The organism is Pseudomonas sp. WS 5021, from assembly GCF_012985535.1.
GTDB lineage: Bacteria > Pseudomonadota > Gammaproteobacteria > Pseudomonadales > Pseudomonadaceae > Aquipseudomonas.
This window is the reverse complement of sequence record NZ_JAAQWP010000001.1, coordinates 321,295-337,868: the sequence shown is the minus strand read 5'-3', so window position 1 is coordinate 337,868 and position 16,574 is coordinate 321,295. Positions and strand designations below refer to the sequence as shown.

Annotated in this window: 12 protein-coding genes and 1 pseudogene; 6 read left to right on the top strand and 7 right to left on the bottom strand. The window is 59.9% G+C overall.

All coding sequences use genetic code 11. From position 1 onward, the window contains the following. Nucleotide 1: 1 nt before the first annotated feature. On the top strand, nucleotides 2–649 hold the full coding sequence (locus HBO19_RS01560) for a DUF1120 domain-containing protein (protein WP_170056777.1): 648 nt from the start codon (nucleotides 2–4) through the stop codon (nucleotides 647–649). On the opposite strand, the gene HBO19_RS01555 is transcribed toward HBO19_RS01560, so the two are convergent. Together HBO19_RS01555 and HBO19_RS01550 are read right to left on the bottom strand one after the other, a co-directional pair. After that, on the bottom strand, nucleotides 646–1,926 hold the full coding sequence (locus tag HBO19_RS01555) for a CynX/NimT family MFS transporter (RefSeq protein WP_169954526.1): 1,281 nt from the start codon (nucleotides 1,924–1,926) through the stop codon (nucleotides 646–648). The genes HBO19_RS01560 and HBO19_RS01555 overlap by 4 nt on opposite strands. Further along, nucleotides 1,916–2,575 carry a FadR/GntR family transcriptional regulator gene (locus tag HBO19_RS01550; RefSeq protein WP_170056776.1) on the bottom strand — a complete coding sequence of 220 codons (660 nt, stop codon included), beginning with the start codon at nucleotides 2,573–2,575 and terminating at the stop codon, nucleotides 1,916–1,918. Before HBO19_RS01550 ends, HBO19_RS01555 begins: the two co-directional genes overlap by 11 nt. 159 nt (nucleotides 2,576–2,734) lie before the next feature. Between HBO19_RS01550 and HBO19_RS01545 the strand changes: the two are divergent. Together HBO19_RS01545 and HBO19_RS01540 are read left to right on the top strand one after the other, a co-directional pair. Then, nucleotides 2,735–3,046, top strand: a pseudogene (locus HBO19_RS01545) (type II toxin-antitoxin system MqsR family toxin). Continuing rightward, nucleotides 3,043–3,537, top strand: a complete 495-nt coding sequence (locus tag HBO19_RS01540) for a type II toxin-antitoxin system MqsA family antitoxin (protein ID WP_170056775.1) — start codon at nucleotides 3,043–3,045, stop codon at nucleotides 3,535–3,537. Before HBO19_RS01545 ends, HBO19_RS01540 begins: the two are co-directional and overlap by 4 nt. A 56-nt stretch (nucleotides 3,538–3,593) precedes the next feature. Here the strand turns inward: HBO19_RS01540 and HBO19_RS01535 are convergent, their stop codons facing one another. From HBO19_RS01535 to HBO19_RS01520, 4 genes are all read right to left on the bottom strand, one after another. Beyond that, complete coding sequence (locus tag HBO19_RS01535; protein WP_169954530.1) at nucleotides 3,594–4,358, bottom strand: amino acid ABC transporter ATP-binding protein; 765 nt, start codon at nucleotides 4,356–4,358, stop codon at nucleotides 3,594–3,596. 11 nt (nucleotides 4,359–4,369) lie between these two features. Continuing rightward, nucleotides 4,370–5,467: an amino acid ABC transporter permease gene (locus HBO19_RS01530; protein WP_170056774.1), complete on the bottom strand. Its 1,098-nt coding sequence runs from the start codon at nucleotides 5,465–5,467 to the stop codon at nucleotides 4,370–4,372. Nucleotides 5,468–5,477: 10 nt separating this feature from the next. Continuing rightward, nucleotides 5,478–6,659: an amino acid ABC transporter permease gene (locus tag HBO19_RS01525; RefSeq protein ID WP_170041785.1), complete on the bottom strand. Its 1,182-nt coding sequence runs from the start codon at nucleotides 6,657–6,659 to the stop codon at nucleotides 5,478–5,480. 72 nt (nucleotides 6,660–6,731) lie between these two features. Further along, entirely contained in the window at nucleotides 6,732–7,763 is a 1,032-nt protein-coding gene (locus tag HBO19_RS01520; RefSeq protein ID WP_169954533.1) for an amino acid ABC transporter substrate-binding protein, read from the bottom strand. Between the two features lie 344 nt (nucleotides 7,764–8,107). Here HBO19_RS01520 and HBO19_RS01515 point away from each other — a divergent pair, with 344 nt between their 5' ends. From HBO19_RS01515 to HBO19_RS01505, 3 genes are all read left to right on the top strand, one after another. Further along, nucleotides 8,108–8,782 (top strand): alpha/beta fold hydrolase, encoded by a 675-nt coding sequence (locus HBO19_RS01515; RefSeq protein ID WP_169954534.1) that lies wholly within the window; start codon nucleotides 8,108–8,110, stop codon nucleotides 8,780–8,782. Nucleotides 8,783–8,860: 78 nt separating this feature from the next. Then, nucleotides 8,861–10,336, top strand: coding sequence for an ATP-dependent RNA helicase RhlB (gene rhlB / locus HBO19_RS01510; protein WP_169954535.1), 1,476 nt, complete (start codon nucleotides 8,861–8,863; stop codon nucleotides 10,334–10,336). Between the two features lie 145 nt (nucleotides 10,337–10,481). Further along, a complete protein-coding gene (locus HBO19_RS01505) occupies nucleotides 10,482–11,609 on the top strand; it encodes an FAD-binding oxidoreductase (protein WP_170056773.1) in 1,128 nt (375 codons plus the stop codon). Nucleotides 11,610–11,626: 17 nt separating this feature from the next. On the opposite strand, the gene HBO19_RS01500 is transcribed toward HBO19_RS01505, so the two are convergent. Beyond that, nucleotides 11,627–16,555: an RHS repeat-associated core domain-containing protein gene (locus HBO19_RS01500; RefSeq protein WP_346266475.1), complete on the bottom strand. Its 4,929-nt coding sequence runs from the start codon at nucleotides 16,553–16,555 to the stop codon at nucleotides 11,627–11,629. Nucleotides 16,556–16,574: the final 19 nt, after the last annotated feature.

The following is a 16,574-nucleotide window of genomic DNA, read 5'->3' as shown; positions in this document are numbered from 1 at the left end:
TATGAACAACTTGAGCCTGGCTGTTTCTTCCCTGCTGCTGTGGGCCGCCCTCCCTGCGACAGCAGCATCGACCGTCGACCTGAGCGTCACGGGCCGGATCACGCCCACCGCCTGCACCCCACTGCTGTCCAGTGGCGGGCTGATCGACTACGGCAAGATTTCCCAGCAGGACCTGAACCTCGAACGCGGCACGCGCCTGCCAATCAAGCAACTGCAAGTCAGTATCGGCTGCAACGCCCCGAGTCGCTTTGCCTTGCGCATGCGCGACAATCGCGATGGCACAGCCACGGTCAATAGCGAGATTTACTACGGGCTGGGGCTGGACCACAGCGGCAATCGCATCGGCCTCTACTCCATGAGTTTCGACCCGCGCCACACCCTGGTGGACAGCACCGCAACGGTCTTTGGCACGGAGTCCACCACAGGCGGCCTGGCCTGGCGCACGGCCAACCTCAACCCCATCGATATCGGCGCCAACAGCTACTTGGGGTTCACCGACATTCAGGGCAGCACCGCGGGGCCGTCGGCGATCCAGGAGCTGGTCAGCACGGTCAAGGTCGAAGCGGTGATCAATGCCCGGCAGAACCTGGACCTGAGCCGCGACACCCCGCTCGACGGCTCGGCGACCCTGGAAGTGCTGTACCTCTAGAGTTTTTCGCTGCTGACCTGCACATACAGCGCACGCCCGGCGCCGAGTCCGGCGGCGATTGCGCCAAGGCCGATCAGCGCGAAAATCCAGCCGATGGCAGTCCAGCCGCCGGTCCAGTCGTGGACCAGGCCGACCGCGAACGGGCCGAGGGAAGCCAGGGTGTAGCCGATGCCCTGGGCCATGCTCGACAGGTTGGCGGCCACGTGGGAGTCGCGCGAGCGCAGCACGATCAGGGTCAGCGCCAGGCTGAACGTGCCACCCTGGCCCAGGCCCAGCAGGATCGCCCAGCCCCACAAACCGTCCAGCGGTGCGTACAGGCACCCGAACAAACCGCCGAGGGTCAGCAGCATGACCACCACAATCGCCAGGCGCTGGTCCTTGCCACGGGTGGCCAGCCAGGGTGCCGCCAGGGAACTGGCCAACTGCACGATGATCGAGCCGGACAGGGCCAACCCGGCTTCGGTGGCACTCAGGCCACGGCCGATGAGGATCGACGGCAACCAGCCGAACACGATGTAGGCCAGGGAGGATTGCAGGCCCATATACAAGGTCACCTGCCAGGCCAGCGGATCACGCAACAGCCCCTTGACCCGATAAGCCACCTGGTGCGCACCGTGTTTGTGCCCCACTTGCGGCAACCAGAACAGCGCCGCCACCAGTGCCGGCAGCATCCAGAAGCCCAGGCCGATGTTCCAGCTGTCGGCGAAATAGTGGCTCAACGGCACGCTGGCACCGGCCGCCAACGCCGCGCCCAGGCACAGGGCCATGGTGTAGACACCGGTCATGGCCCCGGCCTGCCTGGCAAAGTCACGCTTGACGATACCCGGCAACAACACCCCGATGATGCCGATACTGGCCCCGGCCAGCAGGCTGCCGGCGAACAGCCCGACCTCACCGAACGAGCTGCGCAGAATGATCCCGGCGGCCAGGGTCAATAAAATCCCCAGCACCACCCGCTCGGCGCCAAAACGGCGGGCCAGGATCGGCGCCATGGGCGCAAACAGGCCCAGGCACAGCACCGGCAAGGTAGTCAGTAGCCCTGCCTGGGCCGCCGACAGCCCCAGGCTGCTGGACACTTCGCTGAGCAACGGCGCCATGCTCGACAGCGCCGGACGCAGGTTCAACGCCACCAGGATCAGGCCCAGCAACAACAGCCACGGGCGATGCACCTGCACCGGGCTGTGCTGGACCACCGCATCATCGGCTTCGGCGTCGATCAGCAATTCTTCAAGGGCGTTATCTGCACGGGGCATGGCGTTCTCGGGTTCAAGGTTCATTGATCAACTGCCGGGACAGCGCCTTGGCACGCTCCGGGTCCTGCTGTTCCACGGCCTCGATCAGTTCGACATGCAGGTCGAATACCGCCTGGCGGCGCGGCTTGATATTCAGGGTTTGGCGCAACTGGGCGCCGACAATGCTCGAAAAGTACTGGTACAGCTCACTCAGGGCCGGGTTGTGGGCCGCATCCACCAGGCGCTTGTGGAACACCAGGTCGCACTGGATGTAGTGCTCCAGGTCACCGTGGTAGTGCTCGCCACTGGCCTGCAGCGCCTGGCGCAGCTGTAGCAAATCCTCCGGCGTACGGCGCAAGGCCGCCAGGCCAATGGCCTCGACTTCGAGAATCTGCCGCGTCTCCTGGGCCTGGACCAGGGTGCAATGGGACATGGCATTCATCACCCCCAGCGGGTCGGTCATCGAGCGTAGGTAGCTGCCGTCCCCTTGGCGGATCTCGATCAACCCGGAAAACGCCAGCACCCGCATCGCCTCGCGCACGGTGTTGCGGCTGATGCCCAGCTCGGCAGACAGCTCCGGCTCGGTGGGCAGGCGTTCACCAATGGCCCACTTGCCCTGGGTGATGCGCTGGCGCAGTTGATCGAGGGCCAGATCGACCAGAGAGCGTTTGATAAGCGGGGCGATGTTTGGCATGGGCCTGGTGCTTTCGTCCAATCATAGGATGAATTTTCGTACAGCCTATTCGGAGTTGCCTACGGAAGCAACGCACTAGGGTTTTCAGGCGGGCAAAAGAACGGAATTTTCGATTAGTAAAATTACCCTCTGAGGGTAATTATTGAACGCAGGTGTCTTATGGAAAAGTACACACCTCATTACGATTTGGCGGTGATAAAGGCGGATGTCAGGCGGCTTGGGAGGAACGCATTTACCAAGACAGCACAGCAATGTGCCTGGAACCTGCGCTTGAGCATCGAGGAAATGCAGGAAGTGATCTATGCGTTGGAAAACTGGATGTTGTACTAGTCGATGACCACTTATGGAGACCATCGAGTCTGGCAGGACGTGTACCACACTCACTCAAAAGACCGGGAGATTTACATCAAGGTCACTTACCGCACAGACGGAAGGCCTCCGGTAATCTCCTTCAAGGAGAAAAATCCATGAAAAAAACCGAGCTGTGCTACATCTGTGGCGCCCCTGATGCCTTGAGCTATTTCGAGGGCCGCAGCGAAACCATCAGTGTCCACGGCATGGAGCGTCGGGTCGACAATCTTTCAGGCTGGGAATGCAAAGCCTGCGGCGACGGCTTTTGGGACCCCGAGACCGATAGTGCCGATCGCTATGGAGAAGCAGGTGACGAGTTGGTTCTGGCAGCTCGGAAAATGATCGGCACCGAGATGAAACGCATCCGTCGAAAACTTCACCTTACACAAAAGGAAGCGGTGCAATGGTTGTCCGGGGGCGGCCACAACGCGTTCTCTCGGTATGAGCGCGGTGAGCTTATGGCGCCCAAACCCTTGGTGCTGTTGATGCGGTTGTTGGACCGTCACCCACACTTGCTGGCGGAGGCAAAAGTCCTCGCCGAAGGTGCTGATTTGCGCGCAGCCTTCACGTATGCCGTAAACAACGACGCAGAAACACTCAAAGCTTCCTAGCCCGCAAAAACAAACCCGGCGCCAGGCCGGGTTTGCTTTTGAACATCACATCGCAATCAATGCAAAATCTGACTCAAGAACAACTGGGTCCGCTCATTCTGCGGGTTGTCGAAGAAGTCATTGGGCGCCGCCTGTTCCACGATCTCGCCTTTGTCCATAAAGATCACGCGGTTGGCCACGGTGCGCGCAAAGCCCATTTCGTGGGTTACGCACAACATGGTCATGCCGTCCTCAGCCAAGCCGATCATGGTGTCCAGCACCTCCTTGACCATCTCCGGGTCGAGGGCCGAGGTTGGCTCGTCGAACAGCATGATTTTCGGCTTCATGCACAAGGCACGGGCAATGGCAACGCGCTGTTGCTGGCCGCCGGACAATTGCCCCGGAAATTTGTGGGCCTGCTCCGGGATGCGCACGCGCTCCAGGTAGTGCATGGCAATTTCCTCAGCCTTGCGCTTGGGCATCTTGCGCACCCACATCGGCGCCAGCGTGCAGTTCTGCAGGATGGTCAGGTGCGGGAACAGGTTGAAGTGCTGGAACACCATGCCCACTTCGCGGCGCACGCTTTCGATCTGCTTGAGGTCGTTGGTCAGCTCCACGCCATCGACCACGATGCGCCCCTGCTGGTGTTCTTCCAGGCGGTTGAGGCAGCGGATGGTGGTGGATTTGCCCGAGCCCGACGGGCCGCACAGCACGATACGCTCGCCCTGCTTGACGTTGAGGTTGATGTCTTTCAACACATGGAACTGGCCGTACCACTTGTTGACGCCCTGCATCTGGATAATGCCTTCAGGGCTCACAGGCTGTTTGATTGCTTCGCTCATCAAAAGAACTCCTAACGCTTGTGGCCAGTGTCGAGCTTGTGTTCCAAATGAATGGAATAGCGCGACATACCAAAACAGAAAATCCAGAACACCAGGGCCGCGAACACATAGCCCTCAGTGGCCATGCCCAGCCATTTCGGGTCGGAGGCGGCTTGCTTGACGCTGTTGAGCAGGTCGAACAGACCGATGATGATCACCAGGCTCGTGTCCTTGAACAGCGCGATAAAAGTGTTGACGATGCCGGGGATCACCAGCTTCAACGCTTGCGGCAGGATCACCAGGCCCATGCTGCGCCAGTAGCCCAGGCCCATCGCGGCGGCGGCTTCGTATTGCCCCTTGGGAATCGCCTGTAGGCCACCGCGCACCACTTCCGCCACGTAGGCCGACTGGAACAGGATTACGCCGATCAACGCCCGCAGCAGCTTGTCGAAGTTCATGCCTTCTGGCAGGAACAGCGGCAGCATCACAGACGCCATGAACAGCACCGTGATCAACGGCACGCCGCGCCAGAACTCGATAAAGGTCACACAGATCACGCGAATCGCCGGCATCTTGGAGCGCCGCCCCAACGCCAGCACGATGCCCAGCGGCAAGGCGCCAGCGATACCGACGGTGGCGATCACCAGGGTCAGCATCAGCCCGCCCCATTGGCTGGTCGCGACGTTGGCCAGGTCAAGGATTCCGCCGTGCAGCAGGTAGAAGGCGATGATCGGGTACACCACCAGAAAGCCCAGGCCGTAGATCGCCTTGGGTTTAAAACGCGAGATGAACAACGGCGCCACGCCGACGATGGCCAACCACACGGTCAGGTCCACGCGCCAGCGCAGGTCGCCGGGGTAATAGCCGTACATGAATTGCCCGAAGCGCTGCTGGACAAACACCCAGCAGGCGCCCTCCTTGGTGCAATCGGCCTGGGTAGTGCCGACCCAGTTCGCGTCGAGGATCGCCCACTGCACAATCGGCGGCACCACCAAGTAGACCAGGTAGATCGCCAGCAACGTCAGCAGGGTGTTGAACCCACTGGAGAACAGGTTGGCGCGCATCCATGCCATCGGCCCGAACACTTTGTTCGGTGGTGGCATGTCAGGTTTGAAAGTATGGGAAGTCATGCTGGTTTCCTCACCGCTCGATCAGCGCAATGCGCTTGTTGTACCAGTTCATCAGCAGGGAAATGCTGATGCTGATCGCCAGGTACACGCTCATGGTGATGGCAATGACCTCGATGGCCTGGCCGGTCTGGTTGAGCACCGTGCCGGCAAACAGCGACACCATCTCCGGGTAGCCGATGCCGGCGGCCAGGGATGAGTTTTTCGCCAGGTTCAGGTATTGGCTGGTCAAAGGCGGAATGATCACCCGCAGGGCTTGCGGGATAATGACCTTGCGCAGCGTAGGCCCCGGGCGCAGGCCCAGGGAGCGCGCAGCTTCGGTCTGGCCGTGGCTCACCGACTCAATGCCCGAGCGCACGATTTCGGCGATAAACGCGGCGGTGTAGACGGTCAGCGCCAAGGTCAGCGCCAGCAGCTCGGGGATCAATACCCAGCCGCCGACAAAGTTGAAACCCGCAAGCCTGGGTATTTCCCAGTGCAGCGGCACACCGAAGATCAAGGTGCACAACGTCGGAATCACGATGAACAGCGCCAGGCCCGCCCAGAACTTATGGAACGGTACGCCGGTGGCTTCAAAGCGCTTGTTGGCCCAACGCGCCATCAGCACGATTGCCACGATGGCCACCACCACACTGGCCACAAACGGCCAAAAACCGTCGGCCGCCAGCGCCGCCGGCATGTTCAGGCCCCGGGCGCTCATAAAGAAGGTGTCGCCCAGGTTATGGCTGTTGCGCGGCAACGGCATGGTCAGGAACACCGCGAAATACCAGAACAGGATCTGCAACAACGGCGGAATGTTGCGGAACACTTCCACATACACGGTCGCCAGTTTGTTGATCATCCAGTTCGGTGACAGCCGCGCCACCCCAATGACGAAACCGAGCAGCGTCGCCAGGACCACACCGATCACGGTCACCAGCAAGGTGTTGAGCAGGCCGATCACAAAGACCCGGGCATAACTGTCCGATTCGGTGTAGTCGATCAAATGCTGAGCGATGCCAAACCCGGCACTGCGCTCCAGGAAGTCGAAACCGGAGGTAATGCCCCGGTGCTGAAGATTGGTTTGCGTGTTGTTAAACAGGTACCAGCCCAACGAGACCACCGCCACGATGGTGATGATCTGGAACAGCCACCCACGCACTTTTGGATCACTGAAGCTGAGCTTCTGTTTTGGTGCGCCGATTTGAGTTTGCATTAAGTGCCCCTGGAATAATGGAACAGAACATCACCCGGCGGTTGGCCCACCGGGTGATAGAACCATCAGCTATCAGCGCACTGGTGGTGCGTATTGAATGCCACCGTTGTTCCACAGCGCGTTCAGGCCACGGTCGATTTCCAGTGGGGTGCTCTTGCCCAGGTTGCGCTCGAACACTTCGCCGTAGTTGCCGACCTGCTTGACGATCTGTACCACCCAGTCCTTCTTCACTTTCAGGTCTTTGCCGTATTCGCCGTCAGCCCCCAGCAGACGCGCAACGTCCGGGTTCTTGGTGGACTTGGCTTGGTCCTCGACGTTTTTCGAGGTGACGCCGGCTTCTTCAGCATTGAGCATGGCGTAGCCTACCCAACGCACGATGGCCAGCCACTCGTCGTCGCCGTTGCGCACGACCGGGCCCAGGGGCTCCTTGGAAATGGTTTCCGGCAATACCACGTAGTCTTTCGGCGCGGCCAGCTTGCTGCGCTGGGCGAACAGTTGCGACTTGTCGGAGGTCAGCACGTCGCAGCGCCCGGACTCCAGGGACTTGGCGCTTTCGTCGGAGGTATCGAAGGTGATCGGGGTGTACTTGAGGTTATTGCCACGGAAGTAGTCGGAAACGTTCAGCTCAGTGGTAGTACCGGCCTGGATGCAGATGGTTGCACCGTCCAGTTCCTTGGCACTTTTTACCCCCAGCTTGCTGTTGACCAAAAAGCCGATGCCGTCGTAGTAGGTGATGAACCCTGGGAATTTCAGGCCCATGCCCGCATCACGGGAGCTGGTCATGGTGGTGTTGCGCGAGAGGATGTCGACTTCGCCAGACTGCAGCGCGGTGAAACGCTCCTTGGCATTCAACTGGCTGAACTTGACCTTGGTCGCGTCACCGAACACGGCAGCGGCCACGGCGCGGCAGTAGTCAGCGTCGATCCCGAGGATCTTGCCGCTGGCATCCGGCACCGAGAACCCCGGTAAACCATCACTGACGCCACATTGCACAAAACCTTTCTTCTGTACCGCATCCAGGGTGGCACCGGCCTGGGCCAGGCCACTGATGCCCAGGACGGTCGCCGCGGTCACGATGGCCAGGGTAGACTTCAATACCTTCATTCAAACCTCCAATTGCTCTTGTTGTGTCGGAGCTCCAACCTCTGCGCACCCTTATGAGGCGATATCGACCCGTGTTGGCTTTTTTTTGGGTCAAGCGACAGAGACTTTCGCTGTAATTGCAGCGGCTATCCCAGAGGCGGCAGTCACTGATAGTGTTACCGTCCTCAGATAGTTCTGACATCGACCTACACATAGCAAGCGGCGTACCAGAGTGTCTGCTGAGCCGTTTCAGCCCAGGATCCATCGCAAAACAGTCAACCATGCGACATCTTGTTAACTGAGCCACCGTCCACGCACCGCCCCGACGCCCCCCATCGGCGCGCACGCACATTTTTGGAGCAAACATGACCGAACCCTTGATTCTTCAGCCCGCCAAGCCCGCAGACGCCTGCGTAATCTGGTTGCATGGCCTGGGTGCCGATCGCTACGACTTCCTGCCAGTGGCCGAAGCGTTGCAGGAAACCTTGCTGTCCACGCGCTTTGTATTGCCCCAGGCGCCGACCCGTGCTGTGACCATCAATGGTGGCTACGAGATGCCAAGCTGGTACGACATATTGGCCATGAGTCCGGCACGGGCCATCAGCCGCGAACAGCTGGATGAGTCGGCAGACATGGTCATCGATTTGATCGAACAACAAAAAGCCAGCGGGATAGACGCCTCGCGAATTTTCCTTGCCGGCTTTTCCCAGGGTGGCGCCGTGGTCCTGCACGCCGCGTTTGTGAAATGGCAGGGTGCCTTGGGTGGCGTGCTTGCCCTCTCCACTTATGCGCCGACTTTCAGCGATGAGCTGGAACTGTCCGCCAGCCAGCAGCGAATTCCAGCCCTGTGCCTGCATGGCCAGTACGATGAAGTGGTGCAGAACGCCATGGGCCGCAGCGCCTACGAGCATTTAAAGCTGCGTGGTGTCACCGTGACATGGCAGGAATACCCAATGGGTCACGAGGTGTTACCCGAAGAAATCCGCGACATCGGCACCTGGTTGTCCGGCCGCCTGGGCTCAAAGCCCGCCATTATGTAGCCGCATGACCAACGCACTACGCCGCGCCCGATTCTTGCATTACACTGGCCGGCGTACATTCCTTAACCAATTGATGAGATGACCGTGCTCAAAGCACTCAAGAAGATGTTCGGTAAAAGCGAGGCTGAACCACTCGCCCCTGTTCCCAGCGCCCCTGTCCAAACGTCCGGCAGCCGCAATGATGGTAAACAGCCTGGCCGAACCGCGCCTGTTGCCTCGCCAAAACCGCCGCCCGCCACGCCTGCTGTCCCGGCCCCTGTCGCCGCCCAGCCCGCAGAAGAACCGCCGCGCGCAGAAAAACCGCGCCGCGAACGCGCGCCAAAACCTGTGGTAAAGCCGTGGAAGCTGGAAGACTTCGTGGTCGAGCCCCAAGAGGGCAAGACTCGCTTTCATGACTTCAAGCTGGCTCCGGAACTGATGCACGCCATCCAGGACCTGGGGTTTCCGTATTGCACACCGATCCAGGCCCAGGTCCTGGGCTTTACCCTGGCCGGCAAAGACGCCATCGGCCGCGCCCAGACCGGCACCGGCAAGACCGCTGCGTTCCTGATCTCGATCATTACCCAGTTGTTGCAGACCCCACCGCCCAAAGAGCGCTACATGGGTGAGCCACGGGCGCTGATCATCGCCCCGACCCGCGAACTGGTGGTGCAGATCGCCAAGGACGCCGCCGACCTGACCAAGTACACCGGGCTCAACGTCATGACGTTCGTCGGTGGCATGGACTTCGACAAACAGCTCAAGCACCTGGAAGCGCGGCACTGCGACATCCTGGTCGCCACTCCGGGCCGTTTGCTGGACTTCAACCAGCGCGGCGACGTGCACCTGGACATGGTCGAAGTGATGGTGCTGGACGAAGCCGACCGGATGCTCGACATGGGTTTTATCCCACAAGTGCGTCAGATCATTCGCCAGACCCCACCGAAAAACGAGCGCCAGACCCTGCTGTTCTCCGCGACCTTCACCGAAGACGTGATGAACCTTGCCAAGCAATGGACCACCGACCCGTCCATCGTCGAGATCGAGGCACTGAACGTTGCCAGCGAGAACGTCGAGCAGCATATCTATGCCGTGGCCGGTGCCGACAAATACAAGCTGCTCTACAACCTGGTCAACGACAACGGCTGGGAGCGGGTCATGGTGTTTGCCAACCGCAAGGACGAAGTCCGGCGCATCGAAGAACGCCTGGTACGCGATGGCGTCAACGCCGCGCAGTTGTCGGGCGATGTGCCGCAGCACAAGCGCATCAAGACCCTGGAAGGCTTTCGCGAGGGCAAGATCCGCGTGCTGGTGGCCACTGATGTGGCGGGCCGCGGGATTCATATCGATGGCATCAGCCACGTGATCAACTTCACCCTGCCGGAAGTGCCGGACGACTACGTACACCGCATCGGCCGTACCGGCCGGGCGGGCGCTGCGGGTGTATCGATCAGCTTTGCCGGGGAAGACGATTCGTATCAATTGCCGTCGATTGAAACCCTGCTGGGCCGCAAGATCAGCTGCGAGACGCCGCCGACGCACTTGCTGCGCCCCGTAGAGCGTAAACGCCCTTAAGCTGGACTGCGGTAAACCATGTGGGAGCGGGCTTGCTCGCGAATGCAGTGGATCAGTCAATATATCCAGAGACTGACACACCGCATTCGCGAGCAAGCCCGCTCCCACATTGGCTTTCAGCGCTTTTATATTCAAGGAGGAACCCATGAACCAGGCCGACTACCTCATCATCGGCGGCGGCATCGCCGGTGCCAGCGCCGGTTACTGGCTGTCCCGACACGCCCGCGTCATCGTGCTGGAGCGTGAGTCCATGCCGGGCTATCACGCAACCGGCCGCTCCGCCGCCCTGTACATCGCGGCCTACGGCACGCCGCAAGTGCGCGCCCTGACCCTGGGCAGCCGCGACTTTTTCGATCATCCGCCCGCAGGTTTCAGCGAACACCCCTTGCTCACGCCCCGTGGCGAACTGCTGGTGGACCTGGTGGGCGATCCTGACGAGTTGCAGCGCCAATACCTGAGCGCCAAGGCCCTGGTGCCCGAGACGCGGCTGCTGAGTGCCGAGCAGGCGCTGCGCATGCTGCCGATCCTGCGCGCGGAAAAAGTCCACGGCGCGATCTACGACCCGACGGTCTGCGATATCGACACCGACGCGCTGTACCAGGGCTACTTGCGTGGCATTCGGCGCAATGGCGGGCAAATCCACACCGACAACGAGGTGCAGAAACTGGCCCGTGACGATCAAGGCCAGTGGCAAGTGCGCACCGCGCAACAGCGCTTCAGTGCCCCAGTGATCATCAACGCCGCCGGGGCCTGGGCCGACCAAGTCGCGGAACTGGCCGGCGCCGAAAAAATCGGCCTGCAACCCAAGCGCCGCAGTGCCTTTATCTTCGCCCCGCCGGCAGACGTGAATATCCATGCCTGGCCGGAGCTGGCCGCCCTCGACGGCTCGTTCTACATGAAGCCCGACGCCGGCATGTTCCTCGGCTCCCCGGCCAATGCCGACCCGGTCGAGCCCCACGACGTGCAACCCGAAGAACTGGACATCGCCACGGGGATTTATCACATCGAACAGGCCACCACCCTGAGCATCCGCCGCCCCACGCGCACCTGGGCCGGGCTGCGCAGTTTTGTCAGCGATGGCGACCTGGTGTGTGGCTTTGATCCGCAGGTAGAGGGCTTGTTCTGGGTCGCGGCCCAGGGTGGCTACGGCATCCAGACCTCACCGGCGATGGGCCAGGCCAGCGCGGCGCTGGTGCGTGGGCTGGCGTTACCCGAAGCGTTGGTGGGAGCGGGGTTGAACGAGGCGATGTTGTCGCCCCGGCGTCTGGGTTAATGCGGCGTTTGCCAAGACTACCCTCGATACAATTCCCCCAGGATGGGCTGGCGAATGCGCGAGGCTTCCTCTCTGAATGACTGGTAGAAGCCGGCGCTGCTGCCGGGCATATCGACCACTCGACTGGCAGTGGGTTGTGACTGGGGTTGGGCTGGAGCAGGGCCGCCGCCTTCCGGTCGAGGTGTGGCCGGTGAGCCGACTCTCGCTTGAATCGAGCGCCCCAGATTGGTAAATCTCAATACAGCCCGTGTAGCCCCAAAAAGCTGGCTGTATGGGGTGATGCCCCATTTATCGGTGAATTTGTAGGATAAGCCCAACATGCGTTTGCCCCCCGCGATTAACCCCAAGGCGGCGGGACTTTCCAGCAGTTTTCCGGTTCCGGCCGCCTTTGAGGCCGCAGAGGTGTAGGTCATGTGCCACGAGGTATAAGCCCCCCCAATACCCACTACCAACGAGGCAATTGAAAACCCGAGGGAGGCCCACCCCAGCCTACGGATGATGTGCGAACGGTCCCACCCCATGGCTTTATCGACCTCGGCAGTAGCCAGCCCCGCGACACTCAACGTCCCGCCGACAACACCGAGCCCCGCTCCGACGGTGATCGCTGCCTTGGAGGCGATAACCCACCCTGTGGCGGCAGCGGCGGCAGCGGCAATCGTAGCGCCAGCCGCAGTCGCAGTGGCTGCCGCGCCCGCAAAAACCCCCGCAACGACCGGCGCCCCCACAGCGGTCATCGCCACTGTTGCCGCAGCTAACCCCGCAGCAACTGACGTTGCCGAAGCTGCAGCAGCTGATACCGTGGCCGCAAGACCGACAGCCCCAAACCCAAGCGTTACCACCGACAACGCCAGTGCTACCCCGGTCAATACCCACTTCACCCAGCCAGGCCACATCCCACTAGGATCGCGCATGTTGATCGGGTTGCCGACACAGTAGGCATAGCAATTGATCCCCCCCTCATCAAATGGGCCCAACAGATCAGGCTGCAAGAACATCCTCAGGCTAGGACTGTAGGCCCGCAGACCATTACCGAGGAAATACAGGTTGGTCGGCACATCCAGACGTTCGCCATTGAACGCCGGCAGTTGCAGGTCGGCCATGCTGCGGACCTTGCCATCATCCAGGGGGATATATGCATCACCATAGGGCGTGTAGTGCCGGCGGACATGGGGCTGACCGGGAGTTGACAGGCCGCGCACACTACCGCTGGCATCGTTCATATGCAGTTGTGGGCCGTCCACGCCACCACTGCGCGCCATCACCTCATCCCCACCGTCAGCGAAACGGATCTTTTTACTGCCTTCAACCAGCAGATCCAGACGCCGACCGGCGTATGCCAGCATCACGGGCGGTTCAGCGCCCCGGGATGCATGCACCTGGCGCGCCTCGGCATCGTACTTATAGCTGTAGTTGAGGGGGCCGGCCTTCACCGCCGTCAGTTGTTCAAAGCCATTGTACGTATAGGCGTGGCCCTCTGGGCTCGCCTGCAAATTGCCCGCTGCATCATATGTCAGGGTGACATCCTGCACCGGGCGGGTATGGGTCAGGCGGGTCAACTGCGTGGGGTCGGTACCGGTAAAATAACGTTGGCAGGTGTCTTGTGTGCCATCGGCAAATGCAGTGACGACCCGCGTGATGTTATTGAGGCTGTCGAAGGTGTAATCCTCCTCGACAATGCCCCGGCCCAGGTGATCCTTGGGATGTTCAGGCCCCTCACAGCGATAGGTCTTGAGCCGCAGGTAGGCGTCGTAGGTGAAGGTCTCGCCAATGACCACCTGTGAACTCGCATTGCGAAGAAACCGAGTCGCCAACATACCGTTGACGTAATACGTACTGGCCAACACCTGGAACAATGCACCGTTTTGCTCAAAGCGGCGCTCAGCTTCCCGACCCAGCGAGTCGTAGGTCACGCGTGTGAGAATCTTCGTGCTTTCATAGGTGGTGGTCAGGTTCTGCGGCCGGCCCAGGGTATCGTAAGTCTGTTCGATCACCAGGGGGCCGGTGGTCATCTTGGAAAATCGCCCGAGGGTATCGTATGCAAGCGCACTGCGCTGGCCATCGGCTGAGGTCTGATGCAGCAGGCGCCCTGCGGGGGAGTAGCCATACTGGGAAGTCAGCGACGTACCGCTGGCGGTTTGAATGTCCTTCTCGGGATGGCCGATGGCATCCTGGAAAAGCTCATGGATCAGGCCATTGGCCTCCGAACGCGTCAATGCTCCGCCCACCGGATCATACCGGTAGGTGCTCACCGGCAGTCCTGTCATCTCAATCCGAGTCGGCACATCGAGTTGCTTGTCATAGGTCATGACCTGGCGCCCACCCCGGGGGGAAACCATGGCAATAGGTTCAAACCAACCGGCCTCGTATTCCCAGGTCGTAGCCTGTCCCGTCCCACGCACCTGGCTGGTCATCCGGCCCAGGCTGTCGTAAGTACGGGCCCCCAACCGCTTGCCGTCGACGGTGATGGCACTGGCCAACTCACTGCTGGTTCCTGGGACGTAGTCAGTTTTACTCAGCCGCTGCGGGGTACCGTCGACCGGTTTCTGCAGGGTCGTCACCAGCCGGTCAAACCCGTCGTAAGTCAACTCAGTGAGGGTTTTATTGATATCCAATACCGTCAGGCATCGCCCCAGGCCATCGTAGGTGTACGACTCCACTTCAACTTTATTGTTGCTGGCATCCAGGCGCTCGACCTTGATCGGCTGGTTGTAGGCATTGAAATAGGTAATACGGCGTTCCCCGCCCACAACGCCCTCTTCCGTGAGATTGAACAGCGGGTCGTACTCATTGATCACTACGCGGCCATCGGCGTGGGTGACACGGCTCGCGTTGCCCCAGCGGTTGTAGGTGTGGGTGCTTTTCAACAAGCGTTGCCCTTCGGTCACGTAATCCATATCGACCACTTCGACGGTTTGCCCGAGCGCGTCATAACGCCAGGTACAAGTGGGTCGCTCCTGATTCGAGCCGATCACCTGTGCTTCGGCCACCTGGCGGCCAGCACCATCATAGTAAGTAATGGCCTTGATCCCTTGCGCATCCGTGGTGATCAAATGGGCACGCGTCACCCCCTGCGCAAAATGGTAGGCGTATTGCCGCGTGGCTTTTTGCGGTGTGCCGGGAGCAACCGTTTCCACCGTCAATCGGCCACTGACGTCGTAAGCCAGATCCAGAGTGCTTTCGCCGTCTCGCGTCATCGACAACAGGCGTCGATTGACCAGCGAAAGCGTGCGCTTGGCCTCAAGCCATTGCCCCTCGCGCCCCTTCAGCCGCCGGGTTTCGAGCACATTATCGCCTTGAATCACGTAACTGAACTCACTGGTCAGCGCCTGCCCGCCGACCGTACTGGTGGCGCTCTTCAACCGGCCAGCCAGCTCGACAGGGGTTTGGTAATAAGTCTGCTGCATGGCCAGCACACCAGCCTGGTTGATGGATTGCTGCAGCACAAAATAGCTACTGCCCGTCTGCGGGACACGTGTATGGGTATATTCCGTGAGCCGCGCGGCAGGCGCGCCTCCTACGGGCACGAGTCGCTCTTCTTTGAGGTAGCGCTGGAACAAACCGTGGGGGTCGGCAGGGCACTTGCCGCTTTCTCCCGCAATCGGGTAATAGCTGTATTCGGTACGGATACCGGAAGGCTCAGTGCGACTGAGTTCGTTGCCGTAGTCGTCAGTTTCTATCTGCTGGATCTCTTCCCTCGGGGTACCACCAGCCACTAGCTCATAGCGTTTGGTGATGGTTTTGGCAAGGTGGAGATTGGCTGGCTGGGCGGGAAACAGGCCGGGGACCGTGTTGTACGTGATGTTCATTTGGGTCCGCGTCCCCTCACGCGTAACCCGTTCTTCGGTCAACAGGTGAAACTTGTTATAGGTGGTGCGGCTGACGCTCAGCACCGCATTATTAGCACTGCGGCTGGTCTCTTCGGTCCAGTAGTCATAAGCGCTGCCTACCAAGTACAGGTTGTCTTCGCCTTCGCGAAAACCGCCGGAGAACGGGTAACCGGTAAAATTCTTGCCCTGACTGTAGGCATAGGTCCGGATCATGTCCGGCTGACTGGCCCCTGGTGTCTGCACCCAACGGACGACCCGTGGAATGTATTGGTTGTTGGCATATTGGTGCCCGTTCTCCTCATAACTAATCAGTTCCTCCCCACCCATCGGCGAATAAACTCGCTTAAGAGGGACCAGGCCGTTGCGAAACTCCGGCCAGTATTCAAACGCATAAGCCGCAGCGCCGGGCGGTTCATTACGATCATAGGGGGCCGTCACTCTCGTCAAAAGATTATTGATCTGTGTAAATTGAATGCGGGCATAACGCCCCCCTTCGACCCGAGCATCTACGTACGACAAACGCCCGGTGGAGTAGGTCAGAATAAGTAGATCTTCTTGCTTATGGTTGAGGATCCGCTCCAAAAAACCTGTAGTGCCGTACCGGAAAGTCAAGCGCTCGCCATTCTCGAACAATATAGCGTCTATCCGGTACGGCACAGTACTGCTTGTGCGACGTAAAACTTCTACAGATCCATCTTTGTAAATTACATGCAGCGTATTGGTATCCGGCCGTTTGACGACTAGATCTTTTAACTTGTAATCCTTGAATATCATCGTGCCGCCTACCGAAGGCAGACCACTGGTTTGATATCTTCCGCCATTGAGCAAGGTAAAATTCAGGCTGACCAAATCAAATGAAGTATTACTGAGCTGCCATCCGATACCGTAAGGGCTATTAATTGAATTAAGCATAGAAAACGACAGCATAATATCCCGACTCACCTCTTGTGGGCCTTCAGGATACAAAGTGGCCAAGCGAATTTGCCCACCATACTGCCCCGTGCGCGGATCAACTGAACCGTTGAGATACGAACTGAAATTAAAAGCATTAGAATAGACATTCATTTTTAACTCCTCAACTGTACAGACAACCAGCAAAATAGTTAAATCCAAACGCACACTACATACCCGAACTCGC